The organism is Rhizobium sp. LC145 (assembly GCF_001005825.1).
Lineage (GTDB): Bacteria > Pseudomonadota > Alphaproteobacteria > Rhizobiales > Rhizobiaceae > Neorhizobium.
Genome location: NZ_LBHV01000002.1, coordinates 171,119 through 192,720, shown reverse-complemented (window position 1 = coordinate 192,720; position 21,602 = coordinate 171,119). Strand labels below are relative to the sequence as shown.

The following is a 21,602-nucleotide window of genomic DNA, read 5'->3' as shown; positions in this document are numbered from 1 at the left end:
AAGCTCACACAAACCTGGTTGGCTCTGCCGTCGCTTCCGTCTTCAGCCACGAGAGGAAAGCGTCGATTGGTTTGAGTTGAGAGCCTTCCGGTAACGCCACCGCGTAGTATGCAAAATCGGTCGGCCAAGTGATGTTGAGCGCCAGCGCAAGTCGACCTGCTTCAATCTCCTCCGTCGCGTATATGTCACGCACCAGGGCCAGACCCTGACCGGCAATAGCGGAGCGGATCAGTAGCAGATCGTCATCGAACGATGGCCCGCGATCGGCCCTTGGATCATTTGGGAGACCTAATGCACTGAACCAGAGCCGCCAGTCCGCCCGGTCGGAATCCTGCAAGAGCGGCCAGTTCAGGCAATCGGCTGGCATGCGAATTTTTGGGCCGGAGGCCAGCAAGGCAGGCGAGGCAACCGGCAGAAAGACCGGAGCCATAAGGCGCTCGGTCCTGAGGCCTGGATAGTGCCCAAGCCCATGGCGGATGGCGATATCAACCCTATCGCGGCGCAGGTCGACCAAGGCGGAACTTGCCTCGACCCGCACCTCAACATCTGGATGGTTTGCGGTGAAGCGCCCGAGACGCGGAACCAGCCACGAGGCCGCGAAAGAAGGCACCGTACTGATCGTCAACGTTGGCCGAGCGCGTGCAGCCTGCAGCCGTTCCATGCTGCGGCTGATCTGGTCGAAGGCTGCTACCAGCGCGGGGTATGCCTCGGCGCCAGCTGCGGTCAGATCGACCCCATAGCGGGTGCGCGTGAAGAGCGGAATGCCGACGCGCTCCTCCAGAAGACGAATCTGCTGGCTAACGGCACCCGGTGTTACCCCCATCGCTTCGGCCGCGCGCTTTACGCTGCGGTGACGGCCCGTCTCGGCAAAGGCACGCAGTGCCAGAAGGGGTAGAACAGGGTTCATAATTTAGAATTCCTAATGTCTTTGACGAGATCGTATCGTTTCAGAACGACATACTGTCCATATATTAGTGAAGTCATCCCGGCCTCAAAAGATGAGCCTGGCTTAATTCAGAGGATGACCAATGATTCCGGCACTAGCATGCTGACGCTTTACACCGATGCCTCACCCAATGGTTTCAAGGCCACGATCGCGCTGGAGGAACTCGGCCTGCCATGGCGCCTCGTCCATGTCCGTATCGACAAGGGCGAACACCGCGCGCCGGAGTTTCTGGCGCTGAACCCGCATGGACGTGTTCCGGTGCTGTCGGATGACGAGACTGGCGCCGTCCTGTTCGAATCCGCGGCGATTCTGCTTTATCTCGCGGAGATGAGCGGCAGACTTCTACCCGATGGCCTTGCCCGTTGGGAAGCGATCAAATGGCTGCAGTTCCATGCCGCCAGTATGGGCCCGATCTTGGGGCAGCGAGTGCATTTCGAGATTTTCGCAGATGAGAAGATTGCCCCGGCCATCGACCGTTATCGCCGCCTGAGTGAGGAGGCTTTCGCCACATTGGACGTCCGACTGGGCGAGCACGAATGGCTTGCGGGTAACGACTATTCCATCGCCGACATAGCGACCTTCGGCTGGACCCATATCACGGAGATCTGTGGTTTTTCCCTCGCCCATCACCGCCATCTGTCGCGCTGGCACTCGCAGATGGCGGCCCGGCCTGCCGTGCAGCGCGGCATCATCCTGCCTGAACCCGCGACGGCCCCTTGAAAGGACAATTCAATGCAAATTGCTCATCACCCGCAGGGCGTGATCCCAGGCGGCGCTTCCGCTGACGCTTTCGTCGTCCATCCTGGCTATCGTCGCATGTTCGCACCGGACCGGCTAACCCTTGGCATCTTCCTTCCTCTGCGGTTCTGGCAAGGAGACATGGCGGTATTGCAGTCACAGGGGGATCTCGTTGCAAAGATCGATCAGCTCGGCTTTGCCGCCGTCTGGCTGCGCGATGTGCCGCTCTTCGATCCGGGCTTTGGCGACGCTGGGCAGGTGTTCGACCCTTTCACCTATATGGCCTGGCTGGCTGCCCGGACCTCTCATGTCGCGCTGGCGACGGGAAGCGCGGTGTTTTCGCTCCGCCATCCGATCGATCTGGCGAAAATGGCCACCACCATCGATCACCTCTCGGGCGGGAGATTGATCATGGGTATTGCCTCGGGTGACCGTCCGGTGGAGTTTCCCGCCTACGGCATCGACTTCGACAGCCGTGCGGCCCGATTTGCGGAGGCCGTTTATTGGTTCCGCCAACTGGTCGGCCAGGGTACGCCCGCATTGCGGGGACATCTCGGCACGCTGCAAGGCGCGGATATGTTCCCGAAAGCCGTGACGGGTCGCATCCCGCTCATCGTGACCGGATCGAGCCGCCAGCCTCCGGACTGGATCGCCGCCCATGCCGACGGCTGGCTGACCTATCCACAGGCCGCTCACAACTCGGAGGGACCGAAGCGCCTGGCGCAAAACATTCACGCCTGGCGAGCGCGCATACCCGATCGTGGTTTCCGCCCGCATATGACCAACGAATGGCTGGATCTGGTCGAGGATGCGGATTTTCCCCGCACGCCTCTGCGCGGGGGGTTCGTACTACGCACGGGACGCAAGGGATTGATCGATCTCCTGGGCGAGTGGCGGGAGGCTGGCGTGAACCACGCCGCGCTCGGCATCCAGTTCGCTGAGCGCCCAGCGGCGGAAATCATCCAGGAACTGGCCGAGGACGTTTTGCCGCTTTTCCCCTCCCATGATGGTCCGGCGCCTTTGGCGGCACGATGGTGAGCAGGCGGGAGAAATCATCCTTACGCCACCTTGAGACCCAACTGTCCGACCAGTTCGGCAGCCTGCGCTTTTGATATTACGGCTCCTTTGAAAGATTTGACATCGGTAAGCTTGATGCCGCCGATGTCGGCGCCCCTGAGGTCGGCATCTTCGAAGCGGCAATCCACGAGATTGGCGTCGCGCAGCGAGCAGCCGGCAAAAACCGTTTCCCGAAAATCGCAAGCATGGAGATCGGCATCGCTGAAATCGACCTGATTTAGCAGGGACTTACGGAATGACAGCTTTGGAAGTTTCGCGAGCGAAAGCATCACCTCCTCCAGCTTCAAGCCGAGGTTTTTCACATCTGACAAGTCCGCGCCGGTCATTTTGCATCGCAGAAGCTTGGCGTGGGCCAGCGACGAGCGGCGGAAGCTGGCGTTGTTGAAGTCACCTCCGTCAATGATAGCCTCGGTCAGGTCCGCACCATTAAAACTTGCGAAAGCTCCCCTGCATCCCACAAATCGCGACTCTTCAAGTGCGCTGCCGTCGAACTCGGCGCGGATCAATCTGCACCGCTCGAAATGCCATCGCGTGAGGTGAAGCCGGGCAAGATCTTCGCCCTCCATTACGCAGTTGGTCAGCTTGAGACGCCGGCCGGCATCGGCATGGCGCTCGATCTCCAGCCGGCTCAGTTCCTCGTTCTCCAGGATGACATCGAAATCATCATCTATGGCATCCATCGGCTGCTCCCCGCTCGATCCTGATTTGCAACGTTGTATCACGACCGGCCGCAATTGGACCTCTGGCGTGGTCCTTTTCCCGATGGGACCGGATCGCTATAAGACGCCGGTGGGCCAGGACGAAATATCTTGCGCTTGCTAATGGCCACCAGGGGTGAGGGTCTACCGGATGCGTGCGATCGCCACGCTTGAAGACGTCGCCAGTCGCGCAGGCTGCTCCATCAGCACGGCAAGCCGTGTTCTCAACGGCACGGGTCCGGTGAGCGAGGACATGGAGCGGCGTGTCCGTCGCGCCGCGGCCGAGATCGGCTATGGCGCTTCCGGCAGCAGGACGACGAGCGGCAAACGCGGACGGCCGGTCGTCGGTGTTCTGGTGCCGAGCATAACGAACCCGGTTTTTTCCGCTTCAGTTGGGGGCATCCAGCATCGGATGCAGGCAGCCGGCCATGGCGTGCTCATCGCACTTTCCAACTACGAGCCCGACGAGGAACTGGCCGCCGTTGCGACGCTTCTGGCGCAGCGCCCGATCGGCCTTATTCTGACGCTCTGTGGCACCGGGGACAGCGAGGTGCTGAAGAAGGAGCTGCCGCCGACCGTGCTCCTCAACAATCTACCGATGGGCCGCTTTTCCGCCGCCGTCACTGTCGACAATTTCGCCGCCGGTCATGAGATCACGCGCTTCATCCTGTCAAAAGGACATAGCCGGATTCTCTTCGTTTCCGGGCACTTCACGTCTTCCGATCGCGCCTTGTTGCGCTACAAGGGATATTGCCGGGCGATGAAGGAAAACGGCATCGCTCCCCTCGATGCCGTGCAGATCGCCTTTGTGGACGGCTACGACAATCTCGACCTCATCGATGCCGTCGAACATTTCAAGCCGACCGCCATTATCGGCTCCAATGATCTGATGGCGCTCGGCGTGATCGGCGCGCTCAGACGGCAGGGGATGTCCGTACCGGATGACATGTCGGTCGCCGGCTTCGACGGGATTTCCATTGGCCGGCTGATCGACCGGCCCCTTACCACCATCGAAATGCCAGATGCCAGCATGGGAACGGCTGCCGCTTCCTTGCTCCTCGACATTGCCGCCAGCGCGCCGGCCAGACATCTGCGCCTCGATCATCGGCTGTTTGCCGGAGAGACCGTGCGCGATATCCGGCAGGCTGGCGGTTAGATCAAAAGCAAAAAGGGGCGCCGGCAAGCGCCCCTTCCAGCAAGTCGTCTGGAAGACGGCTTAGCTGCGCGGCAGAAGCCTTTTCACTTCCTTGGCAGCATCATCCAGTGCTTCCTCGCCCGTCGCCTGCTGTTCGACGACGCGCGACAGGTTTTCAACGATCGTCTGGGTAACCTTCACGCCGTTGGAGCCGGGGAAGGAATACCAGGGGATCATGCGGTCCATCTGTGAAAGGCCGGCAACGAAAAGGGGGTTTTCGTTGTAGAAATCGCCGAGGTATTCCGCAGATTTCGCGGCCAGCTCATTGTTCGGCACATAGCCCGTGCCGGGAACCACGACGGAGGCGCCATAAGGACCGGCGGCGAATTTGGCGAACGTCCAGGCGGCCTTCTGCTTCTCTGCGTCGCGGGTGAGGATGACGACGGCATTGCCGCCGGTCGGCAGCTTACCATTTGCCGCATCGATCAGCGGGATCTTGGAGGTGCGCAGATCGAACTTGTCTCCGACGCTCTTGATCGTGTTGCGCAGCGCGCCGGTGGTCTGGAAGGCAAAGCCGACCTTGCCCGCGACAAAAGCCTGTTCGCCAGCCTGCTTGGTGAAGACCGGCAACGCTCCCGACTTCACCATGTTTTCCAGCACCGCTACCGCCTTCTTACCGTGTTCGTCATTGAAGGCCACGGTCTTCTCGTCCGGGCTCAGCATGGTGCCGCCGGCGCCGAACAGGAGGGCCGAGAACATCCAGTCGTCGCCCTGCCAGCGAAAGTCGATACCTTCCACGCCATCGCCGAGCGCCTTGATCTTGGTGGCAAGCTCGATGACCTCATCCCAGGTCTTCGGTGGATTTTCCGGATCGCCGCCCGCTTTGCGCACCAGATCGGCATTATAGTACATGATCGGATTGGAGGTCGCGAAAGCAAGGCCCACCTGCTTGCCGTTGACCTGGGCCAGCTTCAGGATGTTATCGGAAAAACCCTGCTCGGCCATGTTGCCGTCGGCGGCGATGAAAGGCGCGAGATCGACCGGAATGTCGCGCTCGTTAACCATGCGCAGGCGGTTCAATCCGATGAAGGTGATATCCGGCATTTCCGCCGTGCCGGCCTGGCGCATGATCGTCTGGATGCCTTCCTCATAGGTCGCGGAAGGATTGGCGAACTGGATCTTGATGTCCGGATTTTCCTCCATGAACTTCTTGGAGATGTTGTCCATCACATCCTTGAAGAAGCCCGGCATCGGGTAGTGCACGGTCAGGGTGGTTTCGGCATGGGCCGGAAGCGTGATCGCTGCCGAAACTGCCGCTGCGGCAAGAGCGTGTCTGATGAATTTCATGGCACGGTTTCCTGTGTTGACGATGGTGAAGAAAAACCGGTCAGCCTTTGAGACCGGTCATGGTGATGCCCTCGATGAAGCGTTTCTGTGCGGCGAGAAATGCGAGCACCAGGGGAAGGGTGATGATGAGGGTTGCGGCCATCAGCGCGCCGTAATCGTCTCCGGCCTCGGCAGCGCGAAAATAGAGCAGGCCGAGCGGCGGGGGTGCGTAGTTCTGGTTGGTGACGACGATCAGCGGCCAGAACAGGTCGTTCCAATGCGCCACGACGGAGAAGATCGCAAAGGCGGTGATGGCGGGCCAGGCGTTCGGCACGATCACCCGCGCGACGATGCCGGCCTCCGACATACCGTCCAGCCTTGCCGCGTGGATCAGATCGTCCGGCATGGCGCGGAAGAACTGCAAGAACAGGAAGATCGCGAAGACGGAGATCGAGAACGGAGCAACGAGCGCCGTGTAGCTGTTCAATATCGCCAGCCGGTCGAAGGCGACATAAAGGGGTAAGGCGGTGGCGTGGATCGGAACCAGCAACCCGAGCATCACCAGGCCCATCATGGCCTTTGCCGCGCGAAACTTCAGCTTGGCGGTGGCATAGGCGCAAGGGATGGCGACCACGACCTGGATGACGAGGATGAGCCCGCACACGATCAGCCCGTTCAGGAGCAGCGTCGGCATGGATACCCGCGTCAGGGCCTTCATGACATTGGCGCCGTAGCTCCAGGTTTCGGGGACGAGCGACAGCGAGGAAGAGAATATCTCGCTCTGCGACTTGCCAGCCGTGGAGATCATGAAGATGTAGGGCGCGGCGAAGACGAGAGCGCCGAGGGAAAGCAGACCGAAACGGATGATGCGGCCGATCGAAAGACGCGACTGGTTCATGAGTAATGCACCTGGCGGTCGAGGACACGGTATTGGAGGAACATCAGCGCCACGAGAATGGCGAGGAAGACCACCGTCATGGCAGAGGCGTAGCCAACGCGCAGATAGACGAAGCCCTCCTGGTAGATGGTGAAGAGCAGCACTTCGGAAGCCTTGTTGGGCCCGCCCTCTGTCAGTGTCTTCACCGTCTCGAACACCTTGACGGAATTTATGATGCTAATGACGACGACGAAGAGCGTGGTCGGCCCGAGCATCGGCCACGTGACGAGGCGAAACCGATCGAAGGCCGAACGGGCGCCATCCACCTCCGCCGCGGCATAGAGCTCGCGGGGAATGGCGGTGAGACCCGCGAGAAACAGCACCATATTGAAGCCGACCGACTGCCAGATGCCGACAATGGCCAGGCTCAACAATACGGTGCTGGATGAGCCGAGCCAGTTCGGCCCTTGGATGCCGAAGAGCGCGAGCGCCATGTTGACCGGCCCGATGCTCGGATGCAGCATATATTGCCAGACGGTCGCCATAGCGACGAGAAGCGATGCGACGGGCAGGAAATAGATCGTGCGGAAGAAAGCTCGCCCTTTCGTCTCGCTCTCGATCAGCATGGCGATGCCGAGCCCGATCAGGATCGAAAACGGCGTGACGATCGCGGCATAGGCCAAGGTATTCCACAGCGATATGCGAAACGTCCGGTCGGAAAACAGTTCCGCGTAGTTTTCGAAGCCCACGAAACGGAAGTCGTCATATCCCAGTTCGAAATCGGTAAAGCCGAGAACAAGGACCGCGACGACCGGCAGGATGATGAAGAGCGTCATCAGAACGAGCGCTGGCGCGGCGAGCAGCCAGGCGATGCGGGCTTCGCGCGTGGCCGCCTTGCACTGCGCCACTTCCGCCGATGTGAAATGCAGGTCCGCCGTCGCGTCAGCCATGGGATCGCTCCGGAATAAGCGCCACTTCCGCCTGCACGGCCAATCGCCTGCCATCTCCGTCAAAAACCATGGCCTTTTCAGGCTGCATGGCGAGATGGACCGGCTGGCCGGCGCCAATCCCTTTCGCTTCGGAAGGCGTCAACTTCATCACGACTGTCTCGCCGATCGCGTTGAGCCGCGCGAAAGCGGTCACTTCGGAACCCAGGAATTCCAGGCGCTGCACCCTAGCCGGAAGGCCGGATGTCTCCACCAACCCGACGAATTCCGGGCGGATGCCGATCGTCACCTCGGCTCCAGTGGCCAGCTCAGGTGAACACAGCGCAATTGGGCCGAATTGCACGCGACCTCCGGCACCGACCTTCGCCGGCAGCAGATTGATGCGGGGCTGGCCAATGAAACGGGCTACCTCGATGTGAGCGGGATCGTCGTAGATCGCCTGCGGTGTGGCAAGCTGCAGCAGCTGGCCGCCGATCATGACCGCAACGCGGCTTGCCATGGAGAGTGCTTCAGACTGGTCGTGCGTGACGTAGAGTGCCGGCACGCCGGATTTCCGGTGCAGTTCCACGATCTCGCCACGGGCATGGACGCGAAGGTTGGCGTCGAGGTTCGAGAGCGGCTCGTCCATCAGGAACAGACCGGGGTGACGCACCATGGCCCTCGCAAGCGCGACGCGCTGACGCTGACCGCCCGACATCTGTCCCGGCTTGCGGTCGAGGAGGTGATTGATCTTGAGGGAGGCGGCCATCGCCTCAACCTCCCGGCGGATGCCGGCGCGGATCTGTTTCTGCCCAGGAAGGAAAGAGCCGATGAACGGCATGCGCTGCCATGTCGTCAGCCGGCGCATAGCAAGCGGAACGGCGATGTTCGCGGCCGCCGTCAGATGCGGATAAAGCGCGTAGGATTGAAACACCATGGCCACGTTGCGGTCGGCTGCTCTCAGCGACGAGAGATCGCGTCCGCCAAGCGTGATCGTACCGCCATCGGCATGCTCCAGGCCGGCGACGATGCGAAGGAGCGTGCTCTTGCCGCAGCCCGACGGGCCGACCAGCGCGATGAATTCCCCGGGATCGGCCTCAAGGCTGACACCCTTGAGGATTGCGTTGCCGCCAAAGGACTTGGTGATGCCGTCGAGGGAAAGAACACTCATTCGGCGGCCACCTTCTTTGCAGCCTGCGGATAGACCTCCTCCACGACATCATCGAGCAGGTATGGGATCAGCCCTGGAACGGAGACCAGCCGGCTTTCCACCTTCTCGCCGAGCTCGTGAACGGCGGCACCGACGAGTCGCTCGCCCGGCATGACCCGCTCCAGATCTCCCAGGATGAAAGAGGCGGGCGGCGCCCACACGAGGGAGAGAGCCTCATGGTTGCCCGCCCAGCTCCAATGCAGGTGACCGCTCGCGAAAAGCATCACTTCGTTCTGGCGCATAAGATCGAAGAAGTGCCTCCGCAGCGCCTGCGGCACACCCCAATAGCCAGTCTCGCCCTCCAGCGGATCGTCCACGAAAAGGGGCTTATGTGCGAAGATCGCGACGCGGCGCTGTTCGCGGGAGGCAAGCGCCTCCTCAAACCAGGTCATCTGCGCCGCATCCTCTTCGTCATTAAGACCGACAAGCAGGCTGTTGAGTCCGATCAAGCGCCATTCTGCGCGGTCCTCGAACCAGCGATCGGGGCCGACAAGGCGGCGCCAGCGGTCAAGGCGATCCGTGGTTACGGGCTGCGTCGGCGCGCAGAAATGTCCGACATCGTGATTGCCCGGCACAAGCAATACCGGGACGGAGAGCTGGCGGATCAGATCGGCCGCAAAGATGATATCTTCCTCGTATCCGGCACCATCGACTGAAAGATCACCGGTATGGATGACCAGATCAGGCTTCTGGTCTTCGATCCATTGCCGGAGCGGTTCCCAGTTGCCATTGAAATGAGGTTTCAGGGCGCTGAAATGGGTATCGGTGATCTGAATGATCTTCACGGTTCTGCTCCGCAGGTCTGGTCCTGGCTGCGGCACGATCGCGATGGAGACCGGCAGCCGTTCTGGCGCCGTCTTTAGGAGAGGTCGGTGTCAGTGATGTGAAATCGCTTTTCAGCGAATTTTCAATTTTGTCATGAAATCGAGGCGAAAAGATCAGTGCTGTCGCCGGGAACGGGCGTTGGCGCCCAATCATGTTCGGCAGCCAAGCCCCTCAATTTTGAGGATAGCTCCGATAACACTTAAGCAGCAGTATATGGCTGCCGTTCCCCCAAACCCCAATCTCGACGGTAGAGAGGTCCATACCCTGCTTGGCAGCCTGGCGCGGGCCTCTCTCTTTTTGATGGCTGGTCTTTCTGACAGGTCATGCGGTTGCTGGCCGATGCCTAAGCTCAATAAACCGCAGGCGGAGCATTCGAGATCACTCGGGCTAGGGCGTTGTCAGGCCACAGTTGCCAAACGCTGCGGACCACTCTCTTCTCCTCCTCCCAATCGCCGCAAAATCTGCTTCTCGAGATATGCTTTGTAGGCAATCAGGCCTGAAAGATAATGTTCAACATCGTCTATGCGAACACGAAACGCATGATGCCGTATGAAGAACGAGCCCAATATGCGCTCCGGATTTCGCATAAACATCGCATATTCCGGCCAAAAATGGCCGTTGAGCAGGTGGTGGACGCGTTTGTCCAAGGCCTTTTCAAATTTCTTCAGATCAACAAGCCCGAGCAGATGACGAAGTCCGGGAAGTGAGTTCAAGCGCGTCAGCGTTTGCGATGTCGCCATCATCAACTCCAGCAGCGTTGGAAAGGTGGTAATGCGTGTTGCTACGAAATCCAGATAGTCGGCCACATTGTCTATCGCGAAACGGAAATACTCTTCGCGCGGCCGATATCGTGTCAGTTCATTGACGCAATATCCCAGCCAATGATCGTGATGTCGTGCATAATTGTTCGCGATAAAGTGCCCAAATGCCATTTCGACGGAATCAAGCCATTTTTGATCACCGGTGAGCTCATAGAGCCGCATCAGAGCAAAAGCCGCCTCTCCCTCGTAGTAAATGGTCCGATATTGCTCACGGGTTTCAAGTGTGGGAAACATGAGCACATGACGAAACGCACCGCTTTTGCGATCCTGCATGAAGCAAATGCCTTCCGCGAGTCTGGCCATCAAGGCGGCATTCGCCTCGGTTCCAAACACCTGAGCATGTTTGGCAAGTGCCAGCAGTGCAACCGCATTGCCACCTAGCTTGATTTCAAGGTTGCGCTCCGTAAGGAAGGCCGCTGGCGTGCCATCTGCCAGATCGACCTGCTTGATGAAGTCGTGCGTCATCTTTTTAAGGGACCGCTCGATCGCGCACCGAAGCTCCTCATCTTGTGTGAGTTCATAAGCTTCGATCATCGCGTAGGTCGTGCTGGCGTGTCGCAGCGTATTGTAGGCGTTGATCTGTCGGTCGAAGCAAGGGTGATAGCCGTAGACGAAAAGTCCGTCTGGGCAAACCTGCCTGGTCAGATAGCGCGATGCGTCGGAAATCAGCGAGGAAAGCAAAGGTATTCCGGCCTCGCCCACCACTCGACGGCCCGCCTTAAGACCCGTAGGATGCAGAGGAAAAATGTCGTCGCCATCCAGAAACAGGCCGGCGCCGGAAAACAGGTAAATCGGCTGGCTGCTGCAAAAATCCGGTTCCGGCAGTCCCGGAAATCGTGACCTGAAGTAGATCAGAAAATTCTTCTCATTCAAGGTTGCGGTGTCAATTCCTTTGCCACCATAGAGCATGGCGTTGGCATTTAATTCCTGCTCCAGGAAGGCACAGGAGAAACCCTCATCAAGTGCCAAACCGAGGCGGAAATAGTTGCGTTTTGTTGACGAGAGTAGCTCTCGAAGCCCAGCCCAGTTAACCTTGTGAACCTCGCCCGGCCAGTCCACCCGCAACCACCGCAAAGGGCGATCAAGTTTCAAAGCCAACTCACGGATAGCCGCCATTCCCTTCTGCCAGCTGGACTCGAAGGATGAGCCGGTTGCCGTTATTACCTGCGCCCTGGCCCTACCGTCTGAACACGAGAAGAAAAGGACGACGGGGGGGTGCGGGGATGCAAGAGGCTTAAAACTCACCTTTGCCTGTCTGCGCATCTCATTCAAATGTGTGGAGGAAAACATTGCCACGGACATCTCTCAACGTTCTCTCATTGCTTCGCGTGCTTTGTTGAACGGCTTGATCAGATAGTCGAGCACGCTCTTCTCGCCAGTATGTATATCGACTGTTGCAATCATGCCCGGGGCAATGGGAAACCGCTGGCCCGCTTGGTTGAGCAGGGCGTCGCTCTCGGTTTCGACGAACACCCGGTAATAATAGATTTCCGGATCGATTTCGTCCTGGATCGTATCTGGCGAGATGGTGGTGACCTTGCCTTGCAATGCCCCATAGATGGAGTAGTCGTACGCCGTGATCTTGACTGTGGCCCGTTGGCCGGGATGGATGAACGCGATGTCGCGCGGCGAAATCCGTGCCTCGATCAGCAGCTGATCTCCGAGCGGAATGATGTCCATGAGCTTCCCGTTGGGCGGCACTACTCCGCCAATGGTGGAAACCTCAATATTTTTAACAATGCCGCGCACAGGAGATCGCAGGGTCATGCGCGCCAAACTGTCTGCCTGTCCACTAATGACAGATCGCAGCGAGGCGACCTCCGCATTGGCCTTTGCGAGTTCTTCGCGCGCCGAAACGACGTATTGCGTACTGGTCTCGACCTTCTTCAATTCGAGTTCCGCAAGTTCTCGCTTCAACCGGATGATCTCTACGGCGCTTGCAGCTCCGATTTTTGAGAGCCCCTGATTCACTGCAAGCTCTTCACGCACGAGCGCGGCCGATTCATCAATCCAGGACAGCGTTTCAGTAAGGTTGCGCTTGCGCGCTTCGAATAACTGGGTCTCGCTGGTGATCAGGTCGGAATAGGCGGCGAGCTCCTCAGGGAACGTCAGCGGCTGTTGATTGACCTCCGCGGTAAGGCGCGAGGCGCTTGCCAGAGCGGCTCGATATTTTGCGGCAGATTCGCCCACGTCCGACTCTGTCATCGTGGGATCAAGCTGTGCCAAGATCTGCCCGGCTTCGACGATCTGGTTTTCCCGCACATGCAAGATCGACAGGATGCCACCTTCAAGCGACTGTACCACCTGTTCTTTGCGGATCGGGACCACCCGTCCCGAACCTGTGGAGACTTCGTCAAGTATCGCAAAATAGGCCCAAAGCAGTCCGGTTGATATGCATAAAGCAAAAAGCGCGACAACGCGCTTGGCACGGGAAAGCCGAACGTCGTCATCGCCGCCGTAGTGCCAGGTTTCGAGTTTGTCATTATCGGCAAAAATAGTCATTACGGCACCTTCACATCTCTAACACGGAAGCACCGTGGCGGCTCGACTGGACGAGGTCCGAGGTCGGGCGCGCCGCAGCTGTGCGGTTTGACGCAGAAGGACCGGTTGTACGCGGCTGTGCCTTCAGCTTGAGGAGAGCTTCGGCCTTGCTCGTGTTCATGATAATGCGACCAGCATCCAGTGCGACCACCCGCTCTGCTATATCCAGCATGCGCATGCGGTGGGTCGCGACCACGACCGTCTTGCCTTTGCTCCATGTCCTGAAGCGTTCGATGAAGAGGCGCTCGGTCACTTCATCCATGGAGGCGGTGGGCTCATCCAGGAGCACAACGTTCGGATCACGGATAATGAGCCGTGAAAGAAGCAAGGATTGCTGCTGGCCACCCGACAATCCTCGTCCGCCTTCCTGGATGACATGATCGAGTCCTCTCGGGAATAGACGGATGAAACCGTCCGCCCCAGTGATCGAAAGAGCATCTAGCAGCGCCGACTGCGGAGCGTTTTGCGCTCCAAGCATCACGTTTTCGCGGATGGTGCCGTAGAAGAGCCGCGATTGCTGCGACACGAGACCGACGTCACGCCTAAGATCCAGGGGATCGATATGGGCGAGAGCCAGATTGTCGATCAAAGCCTCTCCGGTAGCAGGCTCGATCATACCGGATAAAGCCAGGAGAAATGTCGACTTGCCGGCGCCATTTCCACCGAGCAGCGCGACCTTGTCACCGGCATTCATCATGAAATTCTCCAAAACGAGGGCCGGACGTCCGGAGAATTGCCCGTAGTAAAAGGATGCTGATTTGAAATGATAGCTGCCCGAAAGGCCGCTGACATTGATTTTCGTTTCGCTGTCAGGATGATCGAGCGGCAGCTCCATGATGCTGGTGAGGCCCTTCAGTCCGATCTTGGCATGCTGATACCGGCTCAGCACCTGTGTAAGCTGCGCCATCGGAGCCATCATCCTAGACCCAAGGATCGAGCAGGCAACGAGTGAGCCGGTGGTCATGTCTCCAGCCATGACAATCGGCGCGCCGCAGAAGACGATAACCGCGAAAACTCCTGTCTGCACCAGATGCGCCCAGCTGGACAAAGTATTGGTCAACGAGCGGAGCCGCAGCTGGGAATCGGCGTTCGCGGCGTTAAAGGTATTCCACCGTTGCTGGAATAGGTTTTCCGCCTGGAGGACCTTGATGTCCTCCATTCCCTGAACCGCTTCAACAAGCATCGCGTTGCGTAGCGCGGATTCGCGCATGGCCTCCCCGGCAATCTTGCGCAGCCGTCTTTGGGCAAGCAGGCCCGGCGTCACCAGCAGTATCAGCGCAACGGCCGGGATCACGGCCAAGATACCGCCGATATACCAAAACATCGCCAGGAAGATCAAAAAGAACGGCAGGTCGGCAATCGCGGCAACCGTGGTAGAGGTCAACAGCTCTCGGACCTGCTCCAGATCGCGCAACTGTGAAATGAACGTTCCCGTCGCTACCGGGCGGTGTTGGTTCTTGACGCGCAATGCATGCCCGAAGACGCGATCAGAGATCTTTATGTCGGCGCGCTTACCCACGACGTCGATGATGGCGGCCCGCACGCGCCGGATCATGAAATCAAACCCTAAGGCAAGCATGACGCCGCTAAACAGGACAGACAATGTCGTCATGGACTGCGCCGGCACGGCCCGATCATAGACCTGCATGGAGAAGATGACGCCAGCCAGCGACAGGGTGTTTGCGATGAATGTCGCCAGCAGCACATAACCATAGGGACGAAGGTCCTTGAGCGCGAGCTCGTGAAACCAGCTTCCACTCCTTGCCGGGACCTGCTCGACACGCTTATCGGCGCTCTGCCGCGCATCGCGCCCGATAAGAAGATAGGCGATGCGATCGCTCAGGTCCTGCAGCGATAGCACCGTCCAGTGCCCATTGTCTCCGCCAAATATGAGCTTTACCTGATCGCCCTCGAGGGAAACTGCGAGCCCGACAGAACCGTCGCGCAGCTGAAGCAGCATGGGTAGCCGGCGCGCGCTAATGCCTGCTGCCACAGGCTCGATCGCTCGCACCTCAATTCCGAACCGCCGCGCCAGGCGCTCGATACGCTGGACAGGCGGGACATCTTCTTGCGCAATCGCGAAGTAGCTGGCGGCGAACTTCGAGTGCGGAATCCCCAGTCGTTCTGCAAGATGTCCGAGGACCTCGACCCAGGCTTCGCCCGGAATGAGGTCGGTGGCCGTAATCTCAGAGCCAGTCAAGGAATGAATCATTCTTCCTTCCCTTGCCATTTTCGCGGATCCGGAGGATCCGGATCCGCATGGAACGGTGCTGCCAAAGATGGTTCGGCAACGGCGATCAGACGACTGGCAAGTCTAGTCGTTCATCCTCGCGAATGATGGGTTCGAACGGATCGACGGGGTTAATTTCCGCAATCTCCGTCACCTCGGGGGTGCTTGGAAGGGGAACTGTCTCGGTCGATTGCGGGGTTGTGTCGGCTTCCTCCTTAAGGGCTGAGAGATCGACGTCCTCAGCACCCCTCTCGATAAGACCGTTAAGCGTGAGAAGCGCCGCGCTGGATGGGCTTTCGGCTACTTCGGCCTCTTGTGAGGTGTCGGCCTGGGCGCTCAGATCGGCGACTGGCACGGTTTCATCGCCATCGGTGCCAGCCAACACGTCTTCCGAGAACGTCTCCATCATCACACCAGCCCCCGGCACTCCGGGATGATCAAGGGTGATGGTCAGGCTAGCAGTCTCGCTTGATCCGTCAGGCGCAGTAATCGTGTATTCAAACACATCCTCGTCACCGGTGGAGCCAACGAATGGTGAGTTAGCCACGTAGCTGTAGGAGCCATCGGGATGGATGGTGAGAACACCGTGGTCGCCCGGAATGTCGAGACCAGCCGTGGTCACTGCTATTCCGTTCACTTGGGAAATTACAGTGCCGTCGGGAGCCGTATCATCAGTGATGACATTGCCTTCCGCGGACCCGCTCACGTTGCGATAGTCGGTCACAACATCGGAGGTGGTTGTCACGCTCACGGCCGCAAGCGCAGACAAATCCAGCAATCCGCCAGGATTGGCCAGCACAAGGTAATAGGTGCCGCCGCCGGAAAATTCAGGCAGAGTGAGTTCTGCCCCGTCCCAGCTCGACAGCAAGCCGAGGACGCCGGGATCATATTCGAGCCAGTTCGTCACCTCATGAACCAACGTAGCTTGAGTCTCGCCATCGGCCACCCGGTAGACGAGCAGATCATAGTCATTATCGCCGACGAGACTCAACGATGCCAGAGCATCGCCACCCCCTTCGATACTGATTTGCCGAGTTGTATTTTCGGCGACTGTGAAGCTCAGCGGGCTTTGCCCGGCAAGCAGCGATACGTCGATGGTGTCTCCCAGAACCCCTAGATTGAGGACCGTGCTGACCGATCCGGACTCAGCCGGCTGGATGTCCGTGGTCGGGGTGACCGTGAGGTTCACGGCCGCCGCATCATCCGCTGGTTCCAAATCGAAAACAGTTACCGATCCGAGTGAAACAGTCGCTCCGACATTGCCTGTCACGTCGCTTTGCCGCACTTGAACGCTGCCGTCAGCGTAACTGCCGGATGGCAATTCGAAGCTGTTGCCGGTACCAGCTTGCCACGTGCCACCACCGTCGAGGCTGTATTCCCACACCGCGCCTTCTTCCAGACCGCTGACGGTGACGGTGCCGTCGCTGGTCAGGCCATCGCCAATGCTGCCCGTATCGACCTGAAGTACCGCAGTTGGAGCGGCTGGGGGTGTAAGATCCACGGTAATCGGGCCAAGGGGGGTAGCCGGGCCCTCGTTGCCGGCGGCGTCAATTTGGCGGACCTGCACATCGGCATCGGCATATGCGCCCTCCGCCAATTCGAAGCCGTTGCCTGCGCCGGTGAGCCAGGTCACACCGCCATCAATACTGTACTGCCAGCTCGCGCCCGCTTCCAGGCCATCGACCGTGACGGTGCCGTCGGCCGTGAGGCCGTCGCCCGCAGCGCCAGTATCGTTCTGGAGTGAAGCGGTCAAAGCCGTCGGTGGTGTGGTATCAACGATTATCGGCCCGAGCGAAACCGCCTCTCCGACGTTGCCCGCGGCATCTGTCTGGCGCACCCGCACGTCCGGGTAGCTGCCTGGCTCAAGTTCGAAACCAGTGCCGGTGCCGGTTGTCCAGCTGACTCCGCCGTCGGTGCTATACTCCCAGGTTGCTCCCGTTTCGAGGCCGCTAATCGCCACCGTTCCGTTGCTTGTGACGCCATCTCCTTCGGCTCCGGTGTCGTTTTGAAGAGAGACGGTCGGAGCAGCCGGAGGCGTTGTGTCACCCACGCCCTCGATCGAAATTGTTAGCGTGGCGGTGTCGGTTCCCAATCTATAGGTGAAGACATCTTGCTGCCCCGCAACGCTTGGGTCATCGAAGGGTTCGTAGACGTATGAACCATCCGGGTTGATGGTCAGATTGCCGTACTCTCCCTCCAGAGTGATGCCGCCAGCCGGTACGGTGACGAAGTTTCCGGAGGTGTCCTGAATCTCCAGCACTTCCCCTTCAACGGTGTCGTTGACGAGAACATTCCCTTCGACCGCTACACCGTCGGCGAGCACGGTCGTGTCGTTCAACGTAGCATCGAGCTCAACGGTGGGAGCGACAGAGAGAAGACCGCCACCGCTGTAGGTGAGCCGATATTGCCCCGATGTCAGGTCCGCGGCGGTAATGCGTGCGCTTTCGCCGGAAAGACCGATCAGGTCGAGAATGCCACCCTGGGAGGTGTCAGCCACAAAATCCCATTGACCTGTTTCTTCGTTCCAGATCTCCAGTGTCGCCTCCGCCACATCGAGCAGGCTAAGGGCACTGGTGACCGATACGTCGAAGGTGGCGTCCGTGGTCGTATTCTCGGGCACGTCGAACACGTAGCTGTGCGACCATCCGCCAACCGTTAAGAGTGCGGTGTCGGAGGCGAAATCTGTTCTCTGGCTGGCGACGGAGCTGAGCTCAACCTCCGCGGAAGCAGTATCATCAACAGCATCCGCATCCGCATCAGCGTCCGCATCGGCGTCCGCGTCGGCATCCGCATCGGCGTCAGCGTCGGCATCCGCATCGGCGTCAGCGTCAGCATCCGCATCCGCATCGGCGTCAGCGTCTGCATCAGCGTCGGCATCGGCATCGGCATCTGCGTCCGCATCGGCGTCTGCATCGGCGTCCGCATCGGCGTCAGCGTCCGCGTCGGCATCCGCATCGGCGTCAGCGTCGGCATCCGCATCGGCGTCAGCGTCGGCATCCGCATCGGCGTCAGCGTCAGCATCGGCATCAGCGTCGGCATCCGCATCTGCATCAGCATCAGCATCGGCATCAGCGTCGGCGTCTGCATCCGCATCGGCGTCAGCATCTGCATCTGCGTCCGCATCAGCATCGGCATCGGCATCAGCGTCTGCGTCGGCATCTGCGTCCGCATCCGCATCGGCGTCCGCGTCGGCATCGGCATCGGCATCAGCATCGGCATCCGCATCAGCGTCGGCATCCGCATCAGCATCTGCATCGGCGTCTGCATCCGCGTCAGCATCTGCATCTGCATCAGCGTCCGCATCAGCATCGGCGTCAGCGTCTGCGTCGGCATCCGCATCAGCGTCGGCGTCAGCATCTGCATCAGCATCTGCGTCCGCATCGGCATCAGCGTCGGCATCCGCATCAGCATCTGCGTCGGCGTCTGCATCCGCGTCAGCGTCGGCGTCAGCGTCTGCGTCTGCGTCGGCATCCGCATCAGCATCTGCGTCGGCGTCGGCATCCGCATCGGCGTCAGCATCCGCATCCGCATCAGCGTCGGCATCCGCATCCGCATCTGCATCAGCGTCAGCATCCGCATCAGCATCGGCGTCAGCGTCTGCGTCGGCATCCGCATCAGCGTCGGCGTCAGCATCTGCATCAGCGTCAGCATCTGCATCTGCATCAGCGTCGGCATCCGCATCGGCATCGGCATCAGCATCTGCATCAGCGTCGGCATCCGCATCGGCATCGGCATCAGCATCTGCGTCCGCGTCGGCATCAGCATCGGCATCAGCGTCCGCATCCGCATCGGCGTCTGCATCGGCGTCAGCATCCGCATCAGCGTCTGCGTCTGCGTCGGCATCCGCATCCGCGTCAGCATCGCCATCATCATCGTCGGACCCGCCGCCGGCCGCCAATGCGGCTCCACCTCCCGCAAGCAACAGCGGCAACGCAATGCCTAGTATCGAGCCACTCCCACTCCCGCCAGCAGCACCCACAAGCTGGTCACCCGAGCCAGCCGGCGCAAACTCAAAGTCAGCCAATGCATCCGTGTATTCACCAACCCACACATTACCGGACGAGTCCTCAAGGATCAGTTCGCTCCGCTGGTCGCCTTCACCCGTGTAAAAACCGCGGATCCAAAGCTCGTCACCATTTCTGAGCTGTAGCACCAGATCCTGACCGGAGCGGTTGAAGGAGGCGATATCGCCAGGGGACAATGAAAGCTTTATGGTGCTGGGGTTTGATATGAAGATCCGATCTTCTGCTACAGTAACCGTTTCGCCGCTTACCTTGTCCGAGACAACTGCTACCATCGGGATGCTCCTCGCGTGATCGATGCCGTATCATTCGGCCCATTCAAGCGACGCTGTCGCGCAACGGTGTGCACGAGGCGACGCCTCGAAGCACTCTTCACCGCAACATCGCGGTGCAACCGCCGCTTGCCATCTCATTGGCAACTACGTCGCCTTGGTCCCTCTGGAAAGTCTGCCGCAATGGCCTCGTAATTCAACCCAAGGTCGATCGCTGCTTCACGACAACATTAAAGAGCGATGAAATCGGCAGGGCATATCCTAGGTGAAGCGTATCAACCCGCGACACCAAAATCCCAGTGTGGACCAAAGAGGTCACCGCCACATGATCGAAGGGGTGCAGAACGTCTCAAATTGCGCCATCACGTGATCCGCAAAAAAATCAGATCGGCGCAATCCGCGCCGATCTTGGTCTTCCTTAAAATCGCCTGCGTAATTTGGCGTTGGACGGACCATAACCCTTCATTGGTTGGGACGTAGCTATTTACAGTTTCAACGCGCGGTTTGCGCCTTCGCCGTCTGCGGAACAAGCCCGAACATTTCCCTCAACTGACCGGCCGCAAAGGCGCACTCGACACTCAGCTTATAAAGGTCAAAGCGCGTGTTGATCTCGTCGAGACGTGCCGAATGAAGCTCCTGGTCCGCATTGAGAACGTCGAGCAGAGTTCGAGTCCCAAGGTCGAGGAACTGCTTCTGATAGAGATCCCTGGTTTCCCGCATATTCGACTGCCTGGAACCAAGAGAATTCAAAAGAGCGCTTAGGCTGCTTACCTGTGCAACAGATTCGGCCCACGTCTTTTGAATGTCGAACTTAGCTGCCGCGACTGCCGCCTCCGAAGCCTCGGCTGCATACTGGGCGGCGTTCTGGCGCGCCTTAAAAGCTCCCCCGTTATAGAGGTCTCCTTTGACTTTTATCCCGACAACGTAGTCCGGGTCATCATCGCTCCCCCAAACGTTGAAATTCCCGGAAGCCTCCAGGGCAATGGTCGGCAACATTTCGGCTCGTGCAAGCTTTACCCTCGCCTCCGCTTCGGTCTTGCGGGATTTCGCGGCAAGGACTGCGGGCACGGTTTCCCATGCCGGCTGCTGCCCTGAACAGGCGCGCTCCAGCTTGGGAGGAAATGATGAACGAAGCTGAACGGGACCATTCGTTCCCAAAAGCGCATTCAGCGTGCTCTCCCATCTTTGCTTTTGTGCCGAAATCTCTAATTCTGTGGCTTGCGCAGCCTGGATGCGAGCTTGCGCCTGCAATTTGTCTGATCGTGTGCTTGCCCCACTATCAGTTCTGGCATCGACCAATCGGCCAATCGCCTGCACGTCATCGATCTGTTCCTTTGCAACTCCGGCAAGTTTTTCGTTGCGCATAATCTCCACGGCGGCAAGCGCGGTTTCCCGGATGATATCGTCGACGGCGGCGAGGAACTCAGCCCTGCGGACATCATGCACGGCCGATTCTGCCTGGACCCGACCGGACACCTTGCCGAAGTCATAGAGCATTTGGGTGGCGGAAATGTTGAACTTGGGACCCCAATCCCGGCTCGCTCCACTTTCGAGACCCAGATCCAATCCTGCACCGACGGACGGAAGATAGCCCGACTTGGCCTCCGCAATGACTTCATCCTGCTCCTTGATACGCCCAGCCGCCTCTTGAACTGCAGGGTGCCGGTTCACCGCGCGATGCACCATTGCCTCGACATCAGAGAGATGTTTGGCGGACGTTACCGAGGCCGCGGAGGGGGCATCCTTCGGCCTGATCAGGTTTGATGCGACCGCCTGTTCTTTTTGGACCGGTTTCTGCTTTGATGTTTGAGTGCAGGAGGATTGCAGTAGTGCAGCAGTAGCGATGAGGCCGAGGATAAAGGGACGAAGGGTTAAACGCATCTGGGCTCCATGAACCGGAGAGCAAATCTGCAACCGGCCCACGCGACACCAATGGCTGGCAGGAAAAATCCTAAACA

General features: G+C 59.4%; 16 protein-coding genes. 3 read left to right on the top strand and 13 right to left on the bottom strand.

All coding sequences use genetic code 11. From position 1 onward, the window contains the following. Window positions 1-4: 4 nt before the first annotated feature. On the bottom strand, window positions 5-907 hold the full coding sequence (gene gcvA, locus YH62_RS05640; protein ID WP_046793208.1) for a transcriptional regulator GcvA: 903 nt from the start codon (window positions 905-907) through the stop codon (window positions 5-7). 138 nt (window positions 908-1,045) lie between these two features. Between gcvA and YH62_RS05635 the strand changes: the two genes are divergently transcribed. Next, window positions 1,046-1,666, top strand: coding sequence for a glutathione S-transferase family protein (locus tag YH62_RS05635; RefSeq protein WP_046793207.1), 621 nt, complete (start codon window positions 1,046-1,048; stop codon window positions 1,664-1,666). 12 nt (window positions 1,667-1,678) lie between these two features. Continuing rightward, window positions 1,679-2,722, top strand: coding sequence for an LLM class oxidoreductase (locus tag YH62_RS05630; RefSeq protein WP_046793206.1), 1,044 nt, complete (start codon window positions 1,679-1,681; stop codon window positions 2,720-2,722). A 20-nt stretch (window positions 2,723-2,742) separates the two neighbouring features. On the opposite strand, the gene YH62_RS05625 is transcribed toward YH62_RS05630, so the two are convergent. Next, a complete protein-coding gene (locus tag YH62_RS05625; RefSeq protein ID WP_046793205.1) occupies window positions 2,743-3,441 on the bottom strand; it encodes a pentapeptide repeat-containing protein in 699 nt (232 codons plus the stop codon). 178 nt (window positions 3,442-3,619) lie between these two features. Here YH62_RS05625 and YH62_RS05620 point away from each other — a divergent pair, with 178 nt between their 5' ends. Beyond that, window positions 3,620-4,615, top strand: a complete 996-nt coding sequence (locus tag YH62_RS05620; RefSeq protein ID WP_046793682.1) for a substrate-binding domain-containing protein — start codon at window positions 3,620-3,622, stop codon at window positions 4,613-4,615. A gap of 60 nt (window positions 4,616-4,675) precedes the next feature. On the opposite strand, the gene YH62_RS05615 is transcribed toward YH62_RS05620, so the two are convergent. The 11 genes from YH62_RS05615 to YH62_RS05565 all read right to left on the bottom strand — a co-directional run bounded on the left by YH62_RS05615 (window position 4,676) and on the right by YH62_RS05565 (window position 21,525). Continuing rightward, entirely contained in the window at window positions 4,676-5,941 is a 1,266-nt protein-coding gene (locus tag YH62_RS05615) for an ABC transporter substrate-binding protein (RefSeq protein ID WP_046793204.1), read from the bottom strand. Between the two features lie 40 nt (window positions 5,942-5,981). Continuing rightward, complete coding sequence (locus tag YH62_RS05610; protein ID WP_046793203.1) at window positions 5,982-6,818, bottom strand: carbohydrate ABC transporter permease; 837 nt, start codon at window positions 6,816-6,818, stop codon at window positions 5,982-5,984. Next, window positions 6,815-7,747, bottom strand: a complete 933-nt coding sequence (locus tag YH62_RS05605) for a sugar ABC transporter permease (RefSeq protein WP_046793202.1) — start codon at window positions 7,745-7,747, stop codon at window positions 6,815-6,817. Before YH62_RS05605 ends, YH62_RS05610 begins: the two co-directional genes overlap by 4 nt. Next, the gene (locus YH62_RS05600; protein WP_046793201.1) at window positions 7,740-8,894 is read right to left on the bottom strand and encodes an ABC transporter ATP-binding protein; all 1,155 of its coding nucleotides are present in this window, start codon (window positions 8,892-8,894) and stop codon (window positions 7,740-7,742) included. Before YH62_RS05600 ends, YH62_RS05605 begins: the two co-directional genes overlap by 8 nt. Continuing rightward, window positions 8,891-9,718 carry a metallophosphoesterase gene (locus YH62_RS05595; RefSeq protein WP_046793200.1) on the bottom strand — a complete coding sequence of 276 codons (828 nt, stop codon included), beginning with the start codon at window positions 9,716-9,718 and terminating at the stop codon, window positions 8,891-8,893. The genes YH62_RS05600 and YH62_RS05595 overlap by 4 nt, the downstream gene beginning before the upstream one ends. 438 nt (window positions 9,719-10,156) lie before the next feature. After that, complete coding sequence (locus YH62_RS05590) at window positions 10,157-11,695, bottom strand: hypothetical protein (RefSeq protein WP_137326736.1); 1,539 nt, start codon at window positions 11,693-11,695, stop codon at window positions 10,157-10,159. A gap of 189 nt (window positions 11,696-11,884) precedes the next feature. Further along, window positions 11,885-13,081, bottom strand: coding sequence for an HlyD family type I secretion periplasmic adaptor subunit (locus tag YH62_RS05585; RefSeq protein ID WP_046793199.1), 1,197 nt, complete (start codon window positions 13,079-13,081; stop codon window positions 11,885-11,887). A gap of 10 nt (window positions 13,082-13,091) precedes the next feature. After that, complete coding sequence (locus tag YH62_RS05580; RefSeq protein ID WP_046793198.1) at window positions 13,092-15,332, bottom strand: type I secretion system permease/ATPase; 2,241 nt, start codon at window positions 15,330-15,332, stop codon at window positions 13,092-13,094. An 85-nt stretch (window positions 15,333-15,417) separates the two neighbouring features. Then, window positions 15,418-17,979 carry an Ig-like domain-containing protein gene (locus YH62_RS30735; protein WP_046793197.1) on the bottom strand — a complete coding sequence of 854 codons (2,562 nt, stop codon included), beginning with the start codon at window positions 17,977-17,979 and terminating at the stop codon, window positions 15,418-15,420. 26 nt (window positions 17,980-18,005) lie between these two features. Beyond that, on the bottom strand, window positions 18,006-19,223 hold the full coding sequence (locus tag YH62_RS30730) for a hypothetical protein (RefSeq protein ID WP_046793196.1): 1,218 nt from the start codon (window positions 19,221-19,223) through the stop codon (window positions 18,006-18,008). Window positions 19,224-20,136: 913 nt separating this feature from the next. Beyond that, window positions 20,137-21,525, bottom strand: a complete 1,389-nt coding sequence (locus YH62_RS05565; RefSeq protein ID WP_245282048.1) for a TolC family outer membrane protein — start codon at window positions 21,523-21,525, stop codon at window positions 20,137-20,139. Window positions 21,526-21,602 lie beyond the last annotated feature (77 nt).